The sequence below is a fragment of the Burkholderia sp. A2 genome, assembly GCF_001729305.1.
In the GTDB taxonomy this organism is placed as follows: domain Bacteria; phylum Pseudomonadota; class Gammaproteobacteria; order Burkholderiales; family Burkholderiaceae; genus Burkholderia; species Burkholderia sola.
The window spans coordinates 124,298-142,267 of sequence record NZ_LZXX01000092.1 but is presented as its reverse complement, the minus strand read 5'-3'; the positions used below and the strand labels follow the sequence as shown (position 1 = coordinate 142,267).

The 17,970-nt window shown below is 62.8% G+C and carries 19 protein-coding genes; 13 read left to right on the top strand and 6 right to left on the bottom strand.

Annotated features, from left to right (window positions below; all coding sequences use genetic code 11):
- Positions 1-43: 43 nt before the first annotated feature.
- On the top strand, positions 44-478 hold the full coding sequence (locus A9Z05_RS34800) for a lysozyme inhibitor LprI family protein (protein ID WP_256122007.1): 435 nt from the start codon (positions 44-46) through the stop codon (positions 476-478).
- A 105-nt stretch (positions 479-583) separates the two neighbouring features.
- Positions 584-1,087: a GNAT family N-acetyltransferase gene (locus tag A9Z05_RS16090; protein WP_069618961.1), complete on the top strand. Its 504-nt coding sequence runs from the start codon at positions 584-586 to the stop codon at positions 1,085-1,087.
- 122 nt (positions 1,088-1,209) lie between these two features.
- Here the strand turns inward: A9Z05_RS16090 and A9Z05_RS16085 are convergent, their stop codons facing one another.
- A complete protein-coding gene (locus A9Z05_RS16085) occupies positions 1,210-1,797 on the bottom strand; it encodes a TetR/AcrR family transcriptional regulator (protein ID WP_069618960.1) in 588 nt (195 codons plus the stop codon).
- A 147-nt stretch (positions 1,798-1,944) separates the two neighbouring features.
- Here A9Z05_RS16085 and A9Z05_RS16080 point away from each other — a divergent pair, with 147 nt between their 5' ends.
- The 3 genes from A9Z05_RS16080 (at position 1,945) to A9Z05_RS16070 (ending at position 3,868) form a co-directional block, all read left to right on the top strand.
- Positions 1,945-2,637 carry a glutathione S-transferase gene (locus A9Z05_RS16080; RefSeq protein WP_069618959.1) on the top strand — a complete coding sequence of 231 codons (693 nt, stop codon included), beginning with the start codon at positions 1,945-1,947 and terminating at the stop codon, positions 2,635-2,637.
- A 179-nt stretch (positions 2,638-2,816) separates the two neighbouring features.
- A complete protein-coding gene (locus A9Z05_RS16075) occupies positions 2,817-3,191 on the top strand; it encodes a VOC family protein (RefSeq protein WP_069618958.1) in 375 nt (124 codons plus the stop codon).
- Positions 3,191-3,868 carry a hypothetical protein gene (locus tag A9Z05_RS16070; protein ID WP_069618957.1) on the top strand — a complete coding sequence of 226 codons (678 nt, stop codon included), beginning with the start codon at positions 3,191-3,193 and terminating at the stop codon, positions 3,866-3,868. The genes A9Z05_RS16075 and A9Z05_RS16070 overlap by 1 nt, the downstream gene beginning before the upstream one ends.
- 4 nt (positions 3,869-3,872) lie before the next feature.
- Here A9Z05_RS16070 and A9Z05_RS16065 read toward each other — a convergent pair whose 3' ends face one another.
- Positions 3,873-4,844, bottom strand: coding sequence for a LysR substrate-binding domain-containing protein (locus tag A9Z05_RS16065; RefSeq protein WP_034205524.1), 972 nt, complete (start codon positions 4,842-4,844; stop codon positions 3,873-3,875).
- A gap of 134 nt (positions 4,845-4,978) precedes the next feature.
- Here A9Z05_RS16065 and A9Z05_RS16060 point away from each other — a divergent pair, with 134 nt between their 5' ends.
- Positions 4,979-7,279, top strand: coding sequence for an NADP-dependent malic enzyme (locus tag A9Z05_RS16060; protein WP_069618956.1), 2,301 nt, complete (start codon positions 4,979-4,981; stop codon positions 7,277-7,279).
- Positions 7,280-7,766: 487 nt separating this feature from the next.
- Here A9Z05_RS16060 and A9Z05_RS16055 read toward each other — a convergent pair whose 3' ends face one another.
- The 3 genes from A9Z05_RS16055 to A9Z05_RS16045 all read right to left on the bottom strand — a co-directional run bounded on the left by A9Z05_RS16055 (position 7,767) and on the right by A9Z05_RS16045 (position 10,732).
- Positions 7,767-8,291 (bottom strand): hypothetical protein, encoded by a 525-nt coding sequence (locus tag A9Z05_RS16055; protein WP_069618955.1) that lies wholly within the window; start codon positions 8,289-8,291, stop codon positions 7,767-7,769.
- Between the two features lie 543 nt (positions 8,292-8,834).
- The gene (locus tag A9Z05_RS16050) at positions 8,835-9,755 is read right to left on the bottom strand and encodes a LysR family transcriptional regulator (RefSeq protein WP_069618954.1); all 921 of its coding nucleotides are present in this window, start codon (positions 9,753-9,755) and stop codon (positions 8,835-8,837) included.
- Between the two features lie 506 nt (positions 9,756-10,261).
- Entirely contained in the window at positions 10,262-10,732 is a 471-nt protein-coding gene (locus A9Z05_RS16045; RefSeq protein ID WP_371090896.1) for a winged helix-turn-helix transcriptional regulator, read from the bottom strand.
- 54 nt (positions 10,733-10,786) lie between these two features.
- Between A9Z05_RS16045 and A9Z05_RS16040 the strand changes: the two genes are divergently transcribed.
- The 5 genes from A9Z05_RS16040 to A9Z05_RS16025 all read left to right on the top strand — a co-directional run bounded on the left by A9Z05_RS16040 (position 10,787) and on the right by A9Z05_RS16025 (position 14,698).
- On the top strand, positions 10,787-11,671 hold the full coding sequence (locus A9Z05_RS16040; RefSeq protein WP_069618952.1) for an SDR family oxidoreductase: 885 nt from the start codon (positions 10,787-10,789) through the stop codon (positions 11,669-11,671).
- Positions 11,672-11,846: 175 nt separating this feature from the next.
- Positions 11,847-12,077, top strand: coding sequence for a hypothetical protein (locus A9Z05_RS34795; protein ID WP_256122006.1), 231 nt, complete (start codon positions 11,847-11,849; stop codon positions 12,075-12,077).
- A gap of 535 nt (positions 12,078-12,612) precedes the next feature.
- Positions 12,613-13,812 carry a PLP-dependent aminotransferase family protein gene (locus A9Z05_RS16035; protein WP_069618951.1) on the top strand — a complete coding sequence of 400 codons (1,200 nt, stop codon included), beginning with the start codon at positions 12,613-12,615 and terminating at the stop codon, positions 13,810-13,812.
- Between the two features lie 12 nt (positions 13,813-13,824).
- Complete coding sequence (locus A9Z05_RS16030; RefSeq protein WP_069618950.1) at positions 13,825-14,016, top strand: hypothetical protein; 192 nt, start codon at positions 13,825-13,827, stop codon at positions 14,014-14,016.
- A gap of 94 nt (positions 14,017-14,110) precedes the next feature.
- Entirely contained in the window at positions 14,111-14,698 is a 588-nt protein-coding gene (locus A9Z05_RS16025; protein ID WP_069618949.1) for a pyridoxamine 5'-phosphate oxidase family protein, read from the top strand.
- A gap of 25 nt (positions 14,699-14,723) precedes the next feature.
- Here A9Z05_RS16025 and gcvA read toward each other — a convergent pair whose 3' ends face one another.
- The gene (gene gcvA / locus A9Z05_RS16020) at positions 14,724-15,614 is read right to left on the bottom strand and encodes a transcriptional regulator GcvA (RefSeq protein WP_069618948.1); all 891 of its coding nucleotides are present in this window, start codon (positions 15,612-15,614) and stop codon (positions 14,724-14,726) included.
- Between the two features lie 134 nt (positions 15,615-15,748).
- Here gcvA and A9Z05_RS16015 point away from each other — a divergent pair, with 134 nt between their 5' ends.
- Both A9Z05_RS16015 and A9Z05_RS16010 read left to right on the top strand, forming a co-directional pair.
- A complete protein-coding gene (locus A9Z05_RS16015) occupies positions 15,749-16,453 on the top strand; it encodes an SDR family oxidoreductase (protein WP_069618947.1) in 705 nt (234 codons plus the stop codon).
- Positions 16,454-16,654: 201 nt separating this feature from the next.
- Positions 16,655-17,932 (top strand): epoxide hydrolase family protein, encoded by a 1,278-nt coding sequence (locus A9Z05_RS16010; RefSeq protein WP_069618946.1) that lies wholly within the window; start codon positions 16,655-16,657, stop codon positions 17,930-17,932.
- Positions 17,933-17,970: the final 38 nt, after the last annotated feature.

The following is a 17,970-nucleotide window of genomic DNA, read 5'->3' as shown; positions in this document are numbered from 1 at the left end:
TTCCGATCGCCATATGAATGGGAAAACGGGAATGGGAGCAAGAATGCATATTCGCGCATCGGTGTTTAGCCCTCGTCGCGCGGTGCACGGCATCGCCATGGCACTGACATTGTCGTGGTTCACTGCTGCGCAAGCGCAGAGCTGCACACCGGATAGCGTGGCTCGCGAGTGCTTGCAGCAGCGTAGCCAAGATGAATTTCAGAGCGTAGATGACGAATTGAACCGAACTTACCAAAAGATTTTGAAGTCGCTGTCTCGGCCGCGTGACGAGTACGTCGACTACCCTGCACTCAAGGTGAAATTTGTCGCGGCTCAGCGGCAATGGATCCGTTTTCTCGACAACGAGTGTTCCGCTTGGTATTTGATAAACGAGGCAGGCGCGGATCGGGATCTTGATCTACTGACTTGCCAAATCGACAGAACACGTGATCGTACGCGTGAACTGAACGCGTGGCTTAAGCAAGTGAGCCATGACTAGCGCGGCGCTAGATAAAAACAGCACGCGTGCCGGGCGCGCGGCTAGCGTCAGCTCAGTCACGGGGCGCGCCGGGATGGTCACTCTGGCTCAACGAGGAAACGAGCGATGGTTTCGAAAAGCGTCCGCAAGGCGACAGTAGACGATGTTCCGGTGCTGACACAGATCCGGAATGATGCACACGCCAAGAAGGTCGCGCACGGCGACTACGTGTGGGGCAAGGAAGGCGACGGCTTCTCGGAACGGTGGGTGCGAAACCACATCGCCGAGAAGGCCGTGTACGTCGTCGAACAGGATGGCGCGCTGATCGGCACGTTCTCGCTCGACTTCGACGAGGACAGGCACTGGGGGCCTCAAGCGCCGATTGCAGGCTACGTGCATGGCCTCTGTGTACGGCAAGGTTTCGACGGGTTCGGGCTCGGCGGCTTCATGCTCGACTGGTGCGCTCATGAGGTGAGCCGCTTGAACCGGCGTTTGCTTCGACTCGACTGCGGCGCCGAAAACACGAAGCTCTGTGCTTACTACGAGTCGATTGGCTTTGTCCGCGTCGGATTGAAAACGGACGGTATTGTCTGGTCGCTTTACGAAAAGCCTGTCAATTCGGTACGCTGATGATCGCGGCGGCCCGGCAGCACACATCGGCGACGGAATCCAGGTCAGCCGGGGTCACCCGATCGAACATCGCGCGTTCACGAACGTCCGACATCATCCGAAGCCGCGTCACCGTTACCCCGCTACGCCGGCAAAAGCCCCGCTTTACGATAATTGTCGATCAGCGCGTCATAGAGCGAGAGATCGGCGCGACTCCGCGCGATGAGCTGAGCGCCGGCGATGGCGGCGAAGATCGCCCGTGCCCGCGGTTTGCTCTCCCGAGCGCCGACCACTGCCGCTGCGGACAGCACCTTGCTGAGCCACGCCACGTTCACGTCGGCGAAGGCCAGGACTTCTTTCATCACGACGTCCGGCAGATCGTCGGTTTCGGCGGCCATGAAGCTGCACAGGCACAGGCGGTTGCCGGTCTCGAGCGCCTTGCGGAAGGTGTCCGGATAGCGGCGCAGGCAGTCCAGCGGATCGCGTGATCTGGCCAGCATGTCGTCCAGCGCCGCCGCTGCATCCTCCCAATAGCGCCTCGCTACGGCGGCGCCGAGATCGGCCTTGCTGTCGAAGTGGTGGTAGATGCTCGCGGCCTTGATGCCCACCTCGTTGGCGAGATCCCGATAATTCAAGCCGCCGTAGCCGTGCGCCTGCGCGAGCCTCGTGGCGGCTGCCAGAATTCTTTCTCTCGAGTTCGAGTTCGAGTTCGAGCTCGCGTCGTTCGTCACCGTTTCAGCCTCCGCGCGCAGGAAATGGATGTTGACACCCCGGATTGTACCTTATATGGTTAACCTAACAAACGTTAGGTAGATTTGTCGGCGACGTGTTTCCGCATCGCCCGATCCCCCTGTAACTGACCACGGAGCGCTCCTGAAATGACTTCCAGTAACGTCGATTTCGATACAACCCGACTGCCCTTGATGAAGATCCACGATTTCCCGACAGGGCCCTATCCGACACGCGTGCGCATCGCGCTGGCCGAAAAGGGGCTGCAATCGCGCGTCCAGTTCATGATGGTCGATCTTTACAAGGGCGAGCATAAAAAGCCCGAGTTCATCGCCAGCAAGAATTATTCGGGTACGTTGCCGGTGCTCGAGCTCGATGATGGAACCTGCATTGCCGAGTGCACGGCCATTACCGAGTATCTCGATACGCTCGATGGCGTACCTACGCTGACTGGCAGCACGCCACGCGAAAAGGGCATCATCCATATGATGAGCAAACGTGCGGAACTGGAGCTGCTCGACGCGATCAGCGTTTATTTCCATCACGGCACGCCGGGCCTGGGGCCCGACGTGGAGACGTATCAAAACCCGGAGTGGGGATTCCGTCAGCGCGACAAGGCGCTGAGGGGCATGCGCTACTTCGATGCCGTTCTGCAACGGCAACCGTATGTTGCGGGCGAGACGTTCACGATGGCCGACATCACCGTCATCGGCGGTTTGATCTTTGCGATGCTCGTGAAGCTGCCGGTGCCTGAGGAGTGCGAAGCGCTTCGTGCGTGGTACGCGAGAATGCTCGAACGTGAGAGCGTCAGGAATCAGCCGGTGTTTGCTACCGCGACCTGAGCAGCCGCGGACGACCGCTTCGGCGTGTGCGAGGGCGCACAGGATGTCGGCGCATTGCGTGACCGTAGATTGGCATCGGGCATCGCGATTCCCGTATCATCTGTCCGATTCGCCGGGACCGAACCACCTGACGGTCTCGCACACGCGCGCCGGCACACCCATTCATCCGGGGAGAACTCATGTTTGACCACGTCAAATTCGGCGTCAGCGACTACGCCGCAAGCAAGGCGTTTTTCCTCAAGGCACTCGAACCGCTGGGGGCCGAAATTGTCGGGGAACGCGAGCCGTCGTACGGAATCGAGATCGGCCTGCCCAGCAAGTCTTCGCTATGTTTGTTCCCGACCGACGAGAAACCGGCGCATCTCCACATCGCGTTCGTGGCCGACACGCGGCAGCAAGTCGATGCGTTCCATCGCGCGGCGCTGGCGGCTGGCGGGGAAGACAATGGCGCACCCGGGCTGCGGCCGCATTATCACGCGAACTACTACGCGGCGTTCGTCATCGGGCCGGATGGACACAATATCGAGGTGGTGTGTCATCGGGCGGAGGCGTGATGCGCTGGATCGGTAAAACGCTCGCGGCGATCGCAAGCATGGCGCTCGTCGGCATCGCCTGCGTTCAAGCAGCGCCGCGCGAAACCGCATTTCCGCGCTTCACTCAGACGGAAGGCAAGCTAGACGGCGACGGGCTTCCGCTCTCCGGCGTGAGGCTCTGCGTGCTGCCCGACCGTGCGCCGTGCTTCGAGATGCCGCCGGCGCCGCTTCCTCATTCCTCGAAGGAGCTGTACCAGTTCGGCCTGAATCCACGGTCCGAGCGGCTGCCGATTGCGTCCGGCGGCTCGTGGGTGTTCTTCTCGGGGATGTTCTCGGGCGGCGGCAGCGGGATGCTGGAGCGCGTGGCCGTGCTGCGGGTCGGCGCGAACGGCAAGATCGAGAACCTGATGCCGAATGTCACCCAGACGGAGATGGCCGATCGTGCGATGTGGAATTTGCCGGAGGTGTCGCCGTATCCGCTGTTTGTCCGGGCCGACTACGTATGGGGCAAGGACGAAGATCATTTCGGCAAGCACTTCTTCGACGTCGACGCATGGGCGTTCGATCCCGCCGCCAGTCAATACGCGAAGCGCTTTTCCTACCGCACGAGCATACGCTACGACAGAGGCGAGGGTTCAGACCACGTGCTGGCCGCCGAGCGTGCGGAAATCTTGCGTCGCCTTGCGGCGGGCAAGTAACGCGCTATCGCTGCGCGTCCCCGTACGTCTCCTTGCACACCGCACGTAGCGCGTCGACGAGCAGATCGCGCGCGGGCGATTGCGAATCGGCGGAGCGCGTGAACAGCGCGATCGGCGGCAACGTCCACACCAGCGAATAAGGCACGATCGCCACGCCGGCGATCCGCACCAGTTCCTCCGCGATGTCGGCCGGCACGATCGACACGGCCTCGTCGCTCGACGCGATCATTTCGCCGATCAGCTTCGACGAATAGCTTTCGACGATCGGCACGGGCGGCGCGATGCCGGCCGACAGGAACAGGTCGGTCACCTGTTCGCGCATCGGCGTATGCGGCGCGCCGAGAATCCAGTCGAGCGCGTGCAGCTTGTGCCAGTCCAGCGGCGTGCGGGCGAGCTTGGCGGCCAGCCGCCGGCTCGCGATCATGCGCGGCTGCTGTTGATACAGCACTTCAAACGAGACCTGCCCGAGATCGATCGCCGACGACGCGCGGCCGATCACGATGTCGACGCTGTGATCCCGGAGTTGCAGCAGCAACTGATCGCTGGTGCCTTCGTGAATCGTCACGGTCAGGCGCCGTTCCATGCGCGCTTGCAGCCGCTTCAGCGCGGCCGACAGCATCTGGCCGGAGATGAATGGAATCACGCCGATGTGCAGATGGGCCGCATGCCCGGCGGCGACGGCCTCCATCTCGCGGGCGAGGTGGTCGAGATCCTTGATCATCGCCTTCGCCCGTTCGAGCACGACCGCGCCGAGCGCGGTGGGCCGCATGCCGCGCGACGAGCGTTCGAACAGCGGCGTGCCGAACATGCTCTCGAGTTCGGACAGCGCGTTCGTCACGGCCGGCTGGCTGCTCGCCATGTGCTCGGCCACGCGTGTCAGCGATCCGTGCTGCTGAATCTGCAGCAACAGCACCAGGTGCCGGATCTTCAGACGCGCGCCAAGCCGCCTGACCACGTCGTTTGCGTCAAAATTCATTGACTGGTCATGTATTCATTAGGAAAAAGTGATGGACCGATATTAAAACAGAATCATCACGTTATGGTGGGTCCTTAGAATCCCCTTCATGGATCGCGCCGGGACTGGCCTGGCGCCCACGCCGGGACCAAAACATGAAACAGACAGAGACACAGCAGCAGGCCGCCTTCGACTATCACGAGTTTCCGACCCCCGGGAAAATCTCGGTCGTCGCGAGCAAGCCGCTGGTGACGCAGCGCGATCTGGCGTTGGCCTATACGCCCGGCGTGGCGAGCGTGTGCGAGTCGATCGCCGCCGATCCGCTGCAGGCGCACCGCTTCACGAGCCGCGGCAACCTGGTGGGCGTGATTACGAACGGCACCGCCGTGCTGGGCCTCGGTAACATCGGCCCGCTCGCGTCGAAGCCGGTGATGGAGGGCAAGGCCGTCCTGTTCAAGAAGTTCGCGGGCATCGACGTGTTCGACATCGAGATCAACGAGACCGACCCGGACAAGCTGATCGACATCATTGCCGGCCTCGAACCGACGTTCGGCGGCATCAACCTCGAGGACATCAAGGCGCCGGAATGCTTCACCGTCGAGCAGAAGCTGCGCGAGCGCATGAAGATTCCCGTCTTCCACGACGATCAGCACGGCACGGCCATTACCGTTTCCGCCGCGTTCATCAACGGGTTGAAGGTCGTCGGGAAATCCATCAAGGAAGTGAAGGTCGTGACGTCGGGCGCCGGTGCGGCCGCGCTGGCGTGTCTGGACCTGCTGGTCGACCTCGGGCTGCCGGTGGAAAACGTGTGGGTGACCGACATCGAAGGCGTTGTCTATCGCGGCCGTACCACGCTGATGGACCCGGCCAAGTCGCGCTTCGCGCAGGAAACCGATGCGCGCAAGCTCGCCGAAGTGATCGGCGGTGCGGATGTGTTCCTGGGGCTGTCGGTCGGCGGCATCCTCACGGCGGAGATGCTCAAGCAGATGGCGGCGCGCCCGCTGATTCTCGCGCTGGCCAACCCGACGCCGGAAATCTTCCCGGAACTGGCGCATGAGACGCGCGACGATGTCGTGATCGCGACGGGCCGCTCGGACTATCCGAACCAGGTCAACAACGTGCTGTGTTTCCCGTACATTTTCCGGGGCGCGCTGGACGTGGGCGCGACGACGATCACGCGTGAAATGGAAATCGCCGCGGTGCACGCAATCGCCGGGCTGGCCGAGGAAGAGCAGAACGAAGTCGTCGCGGCGGCCTATGGTGCGTACGACGTGTCGTTCGGCCCGCAATACCTGATTCCGAAGCCGTTCGACCCGCGCCTGATCGTACGGATCGCGCCGGCCGTCGCGAAATCGGCGATGGAAGGCGGCGTGGCGACGCGTCCGCTCGCGAATCTCGATGCGTACGTCGAGCAGTTGCAGCAGTTCGTCTATCACTCGGGCGCATTCATGAAGCCGCTGTTCGCGACCGCGCGCCAGCTGGTGCGTGACGGCGGCAAGGCGCGGATCGTGTTCACCGAAGGCGAAGACGAGCGGGTGCTGCGTGCGGTGCAGGTGATCGTCGACGAGAAGCTGGCTCGGCCGATTCTGGTCGGACGTCCGGAGGTGCTGCTCGCGCGCATCGAGCGATTCGGATTGCGTTTGAGACTCGGTCAGGACGTCGAAGTAACCAACCCGGAATATGACGAGCGCTTCCCGCAATACTGGACGAAGTATTGGGAACTGCGCTGCCGCGACGGTATTTCGAAGGAAATGGCGCGCGTGGAAATGCGCCGCCGCCTGACGCTGATCGGCGCGATGATGGTGCAGCTTGGCGACGCGGACGGGATGATCTGCGGGACGGTGGGCGAGTATCACAATCACCTGCGGTTCGTGGACGAAGTGATCGGTAAGAAGCCGGGTGCTTCGACTTATGCGGCGATGAACATTTTGTTGCTCGATCAGCGGACGGTCGCGCTGGTGGATACGCACGTGAACGACAACCCCGATGCGGAGCAGATCGCGGAATTCACGATCGCGGCGGCGCGGCAGATGGAATGGCTGAATCTGACGCCGAAGGTGGCGCTGCTGTCGCGGTCGAACTTCGGGTCGGGGAGTGCGGCTTCGGGCGTGAAGATGCGCCGCGCGCTGGAGATCGTGCGCGAGCAGGCGCCGGATATCGAGGCCGATGGCGAGATGCATGGCGACTGCGCGCTCGATGAAGGGCTGCGGGCGAAGCTGCTGCCGATGTCGCCGTTGAAGGGGGCGGCGAATTTGCTGGTCTGTCCGAACGTGGATGCGGGGAATATTGCTTACAACCTGCTCAAGACAGAGGCGGGGAGTAATGTGGCGGTGGGGCCTTTCCTGTTGGGCGTTAATGCTCCCGTGAACATTCTTACTTCCAGTGCGACCGTGCGGCGGATCGTGAACATGGCTGCTTTGACGGTGATTGAGGCTAATCGGGGTGTGGGTGGTTGATTGAGTGACGGGGGCGGTTGCGGCCGCCCTTCGGTTGTCGGCATTCGGCTGAACGGACGGTCGACAGTTTTGCTCGGATCGCCGACAATTGCAGCTATTTTAGGCAGCTGAACAGATCCATTTATGAGGACAGCCGTGTGGATTCTTCTCGCGCTAGCCATCGCCTCATGGGGAGCATGCGTGGTACATCCAACCGATACCGCCCACTTTGGATGGATCTGAACGTTGTTTGCGTCAGCAACTGGCTTCGTGGCAACGCTGTCGAGCTATTTGACGGAAGACGAAGTCCGTGCTCGCGGTGGTACGACCATATACAAAGCCGAATCGCCTATCAAATTTCTCTTCGCCTACGCATCGGTCGGGGGGGCTCGCCGTCGTTGCGCTGATAAGCATCCTTGGCTGTCTGGACCGATTTGGCCAGTGACAGCCTCGCCCAGGAGCGGGCGGTCGACATGGGGGCATAGGTTGTTGTTGATCCTCCCTATCGCTAGTGCGGAGTTGTACTCACTTGCGGCCCGTCATGTCGGTGAAAGGAATCGATAGCAACGCTGAGCTGCCCGGACCTGTTGCGGATGAGGTACACGTGATACCGGTCAGGTAATTCCGGTAGCGACACAGGTTCTTCGTTCCAGTAATCATCCTTGAAAAAAGTCGGTGATGAATAATCGAAGTTGTGGTTGCGAGAAATATCGAACCGTGCCTCCCCAAGGTCAGGCGTAATGGTTATACCCCACACATCCAAGCGAGTCCCTTCCCGTTTCGACATATCGTGCTTACTCCAGAAGTCCGGGATCTTTGTCCTGGAATAGTCTTCGGCGAGGGCGATGGCATCGGGAATAGCGGCCCATATATCGGCCAGGATTTCGTCGGCCTTACCGACGCATTCCAAGCAATCGGGACGATGACGGCATCTCACCCAGACCAACCTCTTGCCGATTTGATATTCCGACCGGAAGTAGCCTCCACCATCGGAAAAGACGCCTAGCGGCCGATGGTCTCTGAGTTTCTCCATGCCAATTATCCTTCGCGAATTCCGGTCGCTGCATCTAGCGGATGCGGAAAAGTGCCATGGTAGCAAGTCTGCATCGCATGTTCGAATGGCTGTTTAGGTGAATGCCGCGCGACCGCTTCGGGTCGCAAGGAGCCTTTCGCCCCGGCTCCACACGGCCACTCGATGTGGCTCGGGGTTACTTGCAGACATCGTCGAACGGCATCATAACGAGATGCCGTGTATCACGACAGCATGACTGCGCAGTCAAACTCAGGCTTCGCGGAACGCGTGACCGCGACTGCCGGCGGTGCAAGTGTGTCCCGGGCGAGTAGACATCTATCGGCGTGCAGCTTCACGCAGCGATGCAACTGGTCGGTCCCGAACAGCGACTTGATGGCGCGTTATACCCGTCGCGCCGATATCGGGGGCACGACGCGATGATCTATCGTTTGAGGCGCTTACGCTGCCGCGAGCAAGTATCACGCTCGCCTCGACGCGTTTTACCGAGCATCCTATCTTCCCCATCGAGCGAGCCGGCGCCGAGGTGTGAGACGGGCATTTGCTTCAGGTAGCGATGCTGCGCGTGCTGAACAGCCTGGATATCAGATCGATCTGATCCAGCTGTTCAATCCACCATTTCGACGCACGTCCTGCCTTATCCTCGCGCCAGCCGAGGTAGCAGTTTGTGTGCGCCCGCACGCCTGTTACCTGGCGCTCGACGAGCTTGCCCTGCCGTATCAACTCTTCGGCGACGGGCGCGGGCAGCATGCCGACGGCAATGCCTTCGCAAAGGAGGTCGATTTTGGCGGCCAGGTTCGGTACGACGATGACCGGTTGTCCGTCACGAATGGCCACCGATCTCGGCTCGAGGTCACGCGATGTATCGCTGATGACGACGCCGCGGTGACTTGAAATTGCGCCGTTGTCGAGTGGCTTTTCGTTCGCGGCAAGCGGATGATAAGGCGCCACGACGAAAACGTGACGTAACAGGCCGATCGGCCTTGCTGCAATGTTTGGCGCGTGTGGCGGCTCTCCCGCGGCGCCGATCGCGATATCCGCACGCCCCGTCACAAGCGCGTCCCATACGCCACCGAGTACTTCGGTCGATAAACGGAGCCGTGTCGTCATCTTCAGTTCGTAGAAAGCACGCACGTGCGGCCACAACGAAGGCAACGGAAGAATCTCGTCGATGCACAGCCTGAGCTCAGCCTCCCAACCCGCATGGACACTTCGAACCTTGCTTTCCAGATCCTGCCCGGCTCGCAGCAAACGACGACCATCCTCGACGAGCAGTCGCCCCGCCTCCGTCAACTGCGCACGCCGGCCGCTGCGATCAAACAGGGCGACGCCAAGATCAGCCTCCGTCTTTTGCACCAGGTAAGTCAATGCAGACGGTACGCGATGAAGCAGCGCGGCCGCTTCCGCGAACGTGCCCGCCCGGTCTATGGCATCGAGCACTTCGAGAACTTCAAACGACAATTTCAAAGCGATTACCTGTTAGATACGCCTCTGATGATCGACGCAGCCTGGGGTGCCGCTTGGTCGAGACTTCCCTCGTGGCTGCGGCCACTTAGCACGCCCGCCGTCGTGGCTCAGGCAGTTGCGGGGAGCGCCATTTTCGCAGCCGACACGACGCTTTGCCACTGATTCCTCGGATCACGCACGTCGGCCTGGCTGGACTTTGGGGCCACTGATACGAGGTGTTCAGGAACGAAAATCGGGCACAAGTCTATCAACGCCGGAAGTCAATCCGTTCGGATTCGAAGGGCGGCAGCGGGATGGCGGCGGCCACGTTCGGCGCTATTCGGTCATGAACGGACCGTCGGTTGACGCTTGGCGTCGCCATTCATGTGCCCCTTCCCCTTCAGAAAACGGTCATCCATGGCGCACGGTCCGGCGTGACGCATTCGATCTGAAAAGCAGTGCTGGTGTCCGAGGAGGGTTTCGAATCCGTACGAGCCTGTCCCTGAGGCAAGCAATGCTACGCCCGCTTACGCGGATTCCTTCTCGCTATCGAAGCGCAGGCGAGCCGCCGTGACCTCGGCATGGTTCTCATCCGCCCATTGAATCAGGACGTTCAGTGCGTCGAACATCGAACGACCGAGGTCGGTCAGGCTGTATTCGACGCTCGGTGGCTTCGTAGGAAAGACCTCACGATACACGTAGCCGTCGCGTTGTAACTCATGAAGTGTCTGCGTGAGCATGCGCTGCGAAATGTCTGGCACCAGCCGGCGAAGTTCACCGAAGCGATGCGGGTGCTCGGCCAGCGCCAACATCATCAGCGAACTCCATCGTCCGCTGATGACATCGACGACGTCGCGTACCGGGCAATTCGTCAAGGGGCCGTATTGGGTCCGCGCCTCGTCCAGCTTCGCTTTGAGTGTGCCAGTCAATGCCTTGGTGGTTCCCATTTGGTAACTATCTCCGGAAAAACTGCCTTCTTTACGGACGAGCTCAGACACTTGATTATCCAGTCACTCTCAAAACGAGCGCAACACTCATAAAGAGGATAGCCCATGAGCAATACCATTTTCGTGACCGGTGCGTCCGGCCACCTCGGTCAGCTTGTAATCAAACATCTCCTTGCACGCGGAGTGGCGCACAACCGCATTATCGCTGGCACTCGCAACCCTGAAAAACTTGCCAGCATGGCGGCTGCAGGCATCGAGATTCGCAACGCGGACTTCGAAGAAATGGAGGGCCTGCATGCAGCTTTCAAGGGCGTCGATACCGCCCTCATCATTTCGACAGATGCACTGGACGGAGCAGGCACGCGAATAAGGCAGCACCGTAATGCCGTGGAGTCAGCCGTCGCGGCCGGTGTCCAGCGTCTCGCCTATACGTCGCTGCCCAATCCGGACAGCTCACTTGTGACTTTCGCGCCGGACCATCTGGAAACCGAGCGGACCATCAAGGCCACCGGTCTGCCATACGTGATTTTCCGAAACGGCTGGTATCACGAGAATCTGCTCAGTTCGCTTCCTGGCGCCCTAAAGAGCGGACAATGGCATTCAGCCACTAAAGGCGGGAAAACATCGTACGTCGGAAGGGAGGACATCGCTGAAGCGATCGCCGCCGCGCTGGACACTTCAATTTCCGATAGCCGGACCTACACGCTTACAGGCTCCGAGGCGCTGTCCAAGGAAGAAATTGCCGACATCGCTCGCCGGGCGACGGGCAAGCCTCTTGCAGTCGTCGATGTGACTGACCAGCAACTCGCCATGGGGCTGAAAGCGGCCGGTGTTCCAGACGTATTTATTCCAGTACTCGTGTCGTTCGAGGCGGAGGTTCGGGCCGGCAATCTTTCTATCGTCACGGACCATATCGAATCGCTCATCGCACGCCCTCCGAAGCGACTCGCCGACTATCTGAACGAGGCCAAGTCCAGCTATTCAGTCTGAACATCTTTCTGCGCTATGTAGAAAGAAACCCGGGCGGTCAGATCATCGGTCTCAGCAAGCGAGGCGATGAACGGACTGTTGTGCCTCGAAAGCCGCCGGAGAGGTCCAGTCGGTCCGTCGGACTGACCTGAGACGTTTCTTGTAGCCATCCGGCAATGGTTTTTTGCGGATCCGAATGAGCAGGTCAAACTCGCTCGTCGTCAGCGATGCATATGGCTCGACGCTTGCTACTCGACTATTTTTCGTTTTTTGGGATGGCCGGCCGGGTGAAGAATCGATCTCCAGCCGTAAGAACAAGCTGATTTATTTCGATGCATCGGATGAGGACGACAGTGAAAGGTCGATCTCGCTGCCGCCCACTACGCTCGATTGGGTCGCGGCGAGAATTCCGATCCGGCTTCGCTGATACAGGTCCCGCTGCGCGATTGGTCGTCGCGTTGATGCGGTGCTGCCCATATGCTGGTTGCGCGTATGGCCATTGCCCTGCGCGCCGCAACTCATACTCCATCCACCCTCTTCAACAACTGCCACGGCCGCAAGACCCGTGAGGCCGGGCCACGGCCCGTGAAACGGCGTGCATGGAAATGCGGCCTCTATCTCTGCGGACAAACGACGTTCCCGGGGTATGGCGTACCCACGGCCATGCTTTCCGGAATCCAGGCGGCGGAAGCGGCGATGCAGGACAGGCGCGGGAACGCGGGATCGGCGTGTTGCGTGACCGTGGGCAGCATCCGAAGCCCGCATCGAACCCATGCCCGGTGTCGCCCCCACCCCCTATTTAATGACCAAACCGCAAGACCTAGTGCATAGATATCGTTTGCCGAGCCCTTAATGACTATCGACAATCGTGGCTCGAATTCACCGCTGCGGCGCCAGAAGCGCCTTGGCGGCCGGCACGCGGCGGCTATCCCGGCCTCCCGCGCCCACCCGCTCACGACGACATGTACGCGTTCACGCCCTCATTCCAAAACCCTGCCGGCTCGCCGATCCGCGAGTTGTTCAAGTACCTGTCCGAACCGGGCATGATTTCCTTCGCGGGCGGCTATCCGGCCAGCGACCTGTTCGACGTCGATGGCCTGAACGCGGCCGCCGAACGCGCGTACGCGCAGCCCGTCCGCTGTCTGCAATACGGTCCGACCGACGGCCTCGCCGAACTGAAGCAGCAACTGATCGCGCTGATGGCGCGTCGCGGCGTCGGGTGCACGCCGGCAGAACTGCTCGTCACGACCGGTTCGCAGCAGGGGCTCGACCTGCTGCTGCGCGTGATGGTCTCCCCCGGCGACGTCGTGCTGACCGAACAACCGGCGTACCCGGCCACGCTGCAGGCCATGCGTTTGCAACAGGCGCGCATCGTGACGATTCCCGTCGATGGCGAAGGCCTCGACGTCGATCGTCTCGGCGAACAACTCGCGTCCGGCGCGATCGCGCAGCCGAAGCTGCTCTACACGGTCCCGACTTTCGCGAACCCGACGGGCGCGACGCTCACGCGCGAACGCCGGCTGAAGCTGCTGCGTCTCGCGGTGCAATATCGCTTCCTGATCGTCGAGGACGATCCGTACGGCGACCTGCGTTTCGCGGGCGAAGCCGTGCCGTCGATGCTCGCGCTGGCCGACGAAGTGGGCGGCGCACGCGACTGGCTCGTGCATTTCGCGAGCCTGTCGAAGATCGTCGCGCCGGGGCTGCGTGTGGGCTGGACGATCGCGCCGGCCGAAATCGCACGGCGTTGCGTGATCGCGAAGCAGACGGTCGACCTGTGCAGCGCGCCGTGGACGCAGGCCACTGCTGCCGAATATCTGGCGGACGGTGCGCTCGAACGCCATCTGCCGCGCATCACGGCCGCGTACCGGCGCAAATGCGACGCGATGTGCGACGCGCTGCGCGACGGCTTCGGCGATGCGATCGAATTCCATCGTCCGGAAGGCGGGATGTTCGTGTGGGCGCGGCTCGGCGCGGTGTCGTCGGACGGGCTGCTGCAACAGGCGATCGCCAACAAGATCGTGTTCGTACCCGGCAAGGCGTTCTTCGCGGACAACGTCGACGCGGCGTCGCTGCGCCTGTCGTTCGCCGCGCCGGACGTCGATGCGATCCGGGAAGGCGTCGCGCGCCTCGTGCGCGCGTATGGTGCGGCGCGGGCCGCGTGAGGAGACATCGACATGACAATCACCGTCAACGAAACGGTATCGACGGGTGCAGCACCGGGCGCGGGCGACAAGCGGCCGGCAAGGCATCGCTCGTCGCAGATCAGCGCCGGGCCGCAATATGTGGCCGACGTGCTCGGCCGCTTCGGCGCGGAGCCGGCAACCGATGCCGACGATGCGGCGCCGGTCGTGCTCGGCTACAACTGACCGGCACGGGGGCGGCGGCTCGCCACATGCGCGCCGTCGCCGACACAAACGGTTAAGCTTGCGCGATCGAAACACCGACGATCGCCGCCGCCTCATGTCCGACTCGACCTCCGAATCGCTCGCGCAAACCTACGACCGCGTCTGGTCCTGCCTCGAATCCGGCGTGAGCGTACAGCGTTCGCCGTTTACGATGCTGCAGGCGGCCACGCTCGGCCTCGATGGCGCGCCGAAGGTTCGGACGATCGTATTGCGTCAGGTCAATCGCACCGGGCGCCTGCTGTCGTTTCATACCGACGTGCGTTCGGCAAAGGTCGCGGAGTTGCGTCGCGATCCGCGCATCTCGATCGTCGCGAACGATCTCGATGCGCTCGTGCAGATTCGCGCGGAAGGTGTTGCATCGATCTGCGAGGACGAAGCGCAACGGCGCGCGATCTGGACATCGAGCCGCCCGCATACGCTGCTGCTGTATCGCGCGCCGCTGCCGCCCGGCACGCCGATCTTCTCACCGGAAGACGCGCATATCGACAGCGTCGCACCCACCGGCGACGGCTACGAAAACTTCTGCCTGATCCACATGACGGTCACGCGTATCGACTGGCTCGAACTCGCGAGTGCCGGCCATCGCCGCGCGGTATTCGATCTGAACGAAAGCGGCTGCGAAGCCCGCTGGATCGCACCCTGACGCTGGCCGAGCGCGCTCGATCCACTCAAGGCCGCCCGTCCGACGCGGCCTGGATCATCCACTCGCGCATCACCGCGATCGCATCGTCGTCGCGGCGCTCGGCCGGATACACGAGATAGAACCCCATCGACAGCGGAAACGCGAAGTCGAACGGCTTGCACAGCCGTCCGGCGGCGATGTCGCGTTCGACGAGCGGCTCGGTCGCGAGCGCGATGCCCTGGCCGGCGACGGCCGCATCGATCGCGAGCGACGTCTGGTTGAAGCGCAACCCCTTGTGCGGATCGACGTCGACGGGTTCCGGCATCGCCGCGAGGAATTCGGGCCACAGGTCGTGCGCGTCGTGCAGCAGCACCTGCCCGGCGAGCGCGCGCGGCGCAGCCGGTGCGGTCAGCACCGACGGGCTGCACACCGCGCACACGTCGAGCGGAAACAGCGCATGGGCGGCGAGATGCTTGCCGAACGGCGGCTTGCCGTAGCGGATCGCGAGATCGACGCCGTCGTGGCGGAACGTCGCGATCTGCGGATCGGCGATCACGCGCACGTCGTAGTCGGGATGCGCGTCGGTGAACTGCGCGAGCCGCGGAATCAGCCACTTCGACGCGAACGACGGCGTCGTGCTGATCGTCAGCGCCGCGCGCCGCTTCACGAGCTTGTCGGTCGCATCGGCGATCGCGTGCAGCGCACGCTGCACGTCGGAGAAATACGCGGCGCCGTCGTGCGTGAGCGCGAGGCCGCGCGGCAGGCGCTCGAACAGCTTCAGGCCGAGCACGTCCTCGAGGTGGCGCACCTGTTGCGCGACGGCGCCCTGCGTGACGCCGATCTCGTCGGCGGCGGCGCGGAAGTTGAGGTGCCGAGCGGACACTTCGAACGCACGAAGCGCATTCAGCGGCGGCAGGCGGGAAGGGCGTGGCGGCATCGTCAGGCTGTAGAAAAACTATCGGCTGGCGGCAGAAATACTGGTTCGACAGCCGGAATCGATGCGCCTACATTACCACCATGGCGCGCCGAAGGGCGGCTGCGCGGCGGCAGAATCGAAACGAGGAGCGGATCGTGACTGTAGAAAAAGTAGCGTTGATCACGGCGGCGGGCAAGGGCATGGGCGCGGCGATCGCGCGCGAACTGGCGGCAACGGGCTATCGCGTCGCGCTGATGTCGCCGTCGGGCAGCGCGGTGGCGCTCGGCGAGGAACTCGGCGGTTTCGGCATCAAGGGCTCGGTGACCGAAGAGGCCGACATCGACAAGCTCGTGCGGGAAACGGTCGCGCGCTACGGCCGGATCGACGCGGTCGTGAACAACACCGGCCATCCGCCGAAGGGCGAGCTGCTGGCGATCACCGACGACAACTGGCACGCGGGGCTCGACCTGATCCTGCTGAACGTGGTGCGCGTGATGCGCCGCGTGACGCCGATCTTCCAGAAGCAGGGCGGCGGCGCGGTGGTGAACATCTCGAGCTTCGCGGCGGACGCGCCCGAGCAGCCGATGCCCGTGTCGTCGGCGCTGCGCGCGGCGCTGAGCGCATGGACGCGCCTCTACGCGGAACGCTATGCGGCCGAGAACATCCGGATGAACGCGGTGCTGCCGGGCTTCATCGACAGCTGGCCGGAAACGCCGGAGATCGTCGCGCGCATTCCGGCCGGCCGCTTCGGCAAGACCGGCGAGATCGCGAAGACGGTCGCGTTCCTGCTGTCGGACGGCGCGGGCTACATCACCGGGCAGAACATTCGCGTCGACGGCGCGATCGTCAAGGCGCGCTGAGCGCCGCATCGGCGAGCAGCCGCGCAAGCGTGTTCGCTCGCCGTGCAGCCGCTACAAACGCGTACAAATCAGACAAATCCGGGATACATCAGACCTTTCAAATGGGCGACGCCGCGTGACATGGGCACGCCGGATTGAAAGCCTGAGCGCGATCCCCCGCGGCATGTTCACTTTCCACTTCACGAAAGGAGATGCCGAACGATGTCTTCCACACCGTTTTCCCCGATGCGTCGCCACCTGCTGGCCACTTCGGTGGCCGCCGGGGTCTCGGCGATGCTGCCCACCGCGCTGCATGCGGCCACCGGCGCGAGCGGCATACGCCCGTTCACCGCCCATATCCCCGATGAAGCCGTGGTCGATCTGCGCCGTCGCATCGTCGCGACGCGCTGGCCGGGCCGCGAGACCGTCGTCGACGAATCGCAGGGCGTGCGGCTCGAGCGCATGCAGGCGCTGCTGCGCTACTGGGGCACCGACTACGACTGGCGCAAGGGCGAGGCGCGCCTGAATGGGTTCCCGATGTTCATCACCGAAATCGACGGGCTCGACATTCATTTCATTCACGTGCGGTCGCGGCACGAGAACGCGATGCCGATGATCATGACGCACGGCTGGCCCGGTTCGATCTTCGAGCTGCTGAAGGCGATCGGCCCGCTGACCGACCCGACCGCGCACGGCGCCAGCGCCGACGATGCGTTCCACGTCGTCGTGCCGTCGCTGCCGGGCTTCGGCTTCTCGGGCCGGCCGACGAAGACCGGCTGGGGCTCCGACCACATCGCGCGAGCGTGGGGCGAATTGATGGCGCGGCTCGGCTACACGCGTTTCGTGTCGCAGGGCGGCGACTGCGGCTCGGTGATCTCGCACCGGATGGCGATGCAGCGCGTGCAGGGTCTGGCCGGGATTCACGTCAACATGCCGGCGACGGTGCCGCCGGATATCGCGACGCTGCTCGCGATCGATGCGCCCGCGCCGGCTTCGTTGTCGCCGAAGGAGAAGGCCGCGTACGAGAAGCTCGCGACGTTCTATCGCGACAATTGCGGCTACTCGGCGATGATGGTCACGCGGCCGCAGACGGTCGGCTATGCGCTTGCCGATTCGCCGTCCGGGCAGGCCGCGTGGATGTACGACAAGATCTCGCAGTGGACGTATAGCGGCGGCGTGCCCGAACGCTCGATTCCGCGCGACGAGATCCTCGATGACATCTCGCTGTACTGGCTGACGAACACCGCGACGTCGGCCGCGCAGATCTACTGGGAGGACCACTCGAACAACTTCAACGCGGTGAATATCTCGCTGCCGGCCGCGATCACGGTGTTTCCCGGCGAGATCTACCAGGCGCCGCGCAGCTGGGCCGAGCGCAGTTATCACAACCTGATCTACTTCAACGAAGTCGACAAGGGCGGCCACTTCGCGGCATGGGAGGAGCCGGAATTGTTCGCGCGTGAAGTGCGTGCGGGGTTCCGGCCGTTGCGGCGCGTGTAAGCGGCGTTGCACGACGGACACGGGCCGGCCTGTTGCGC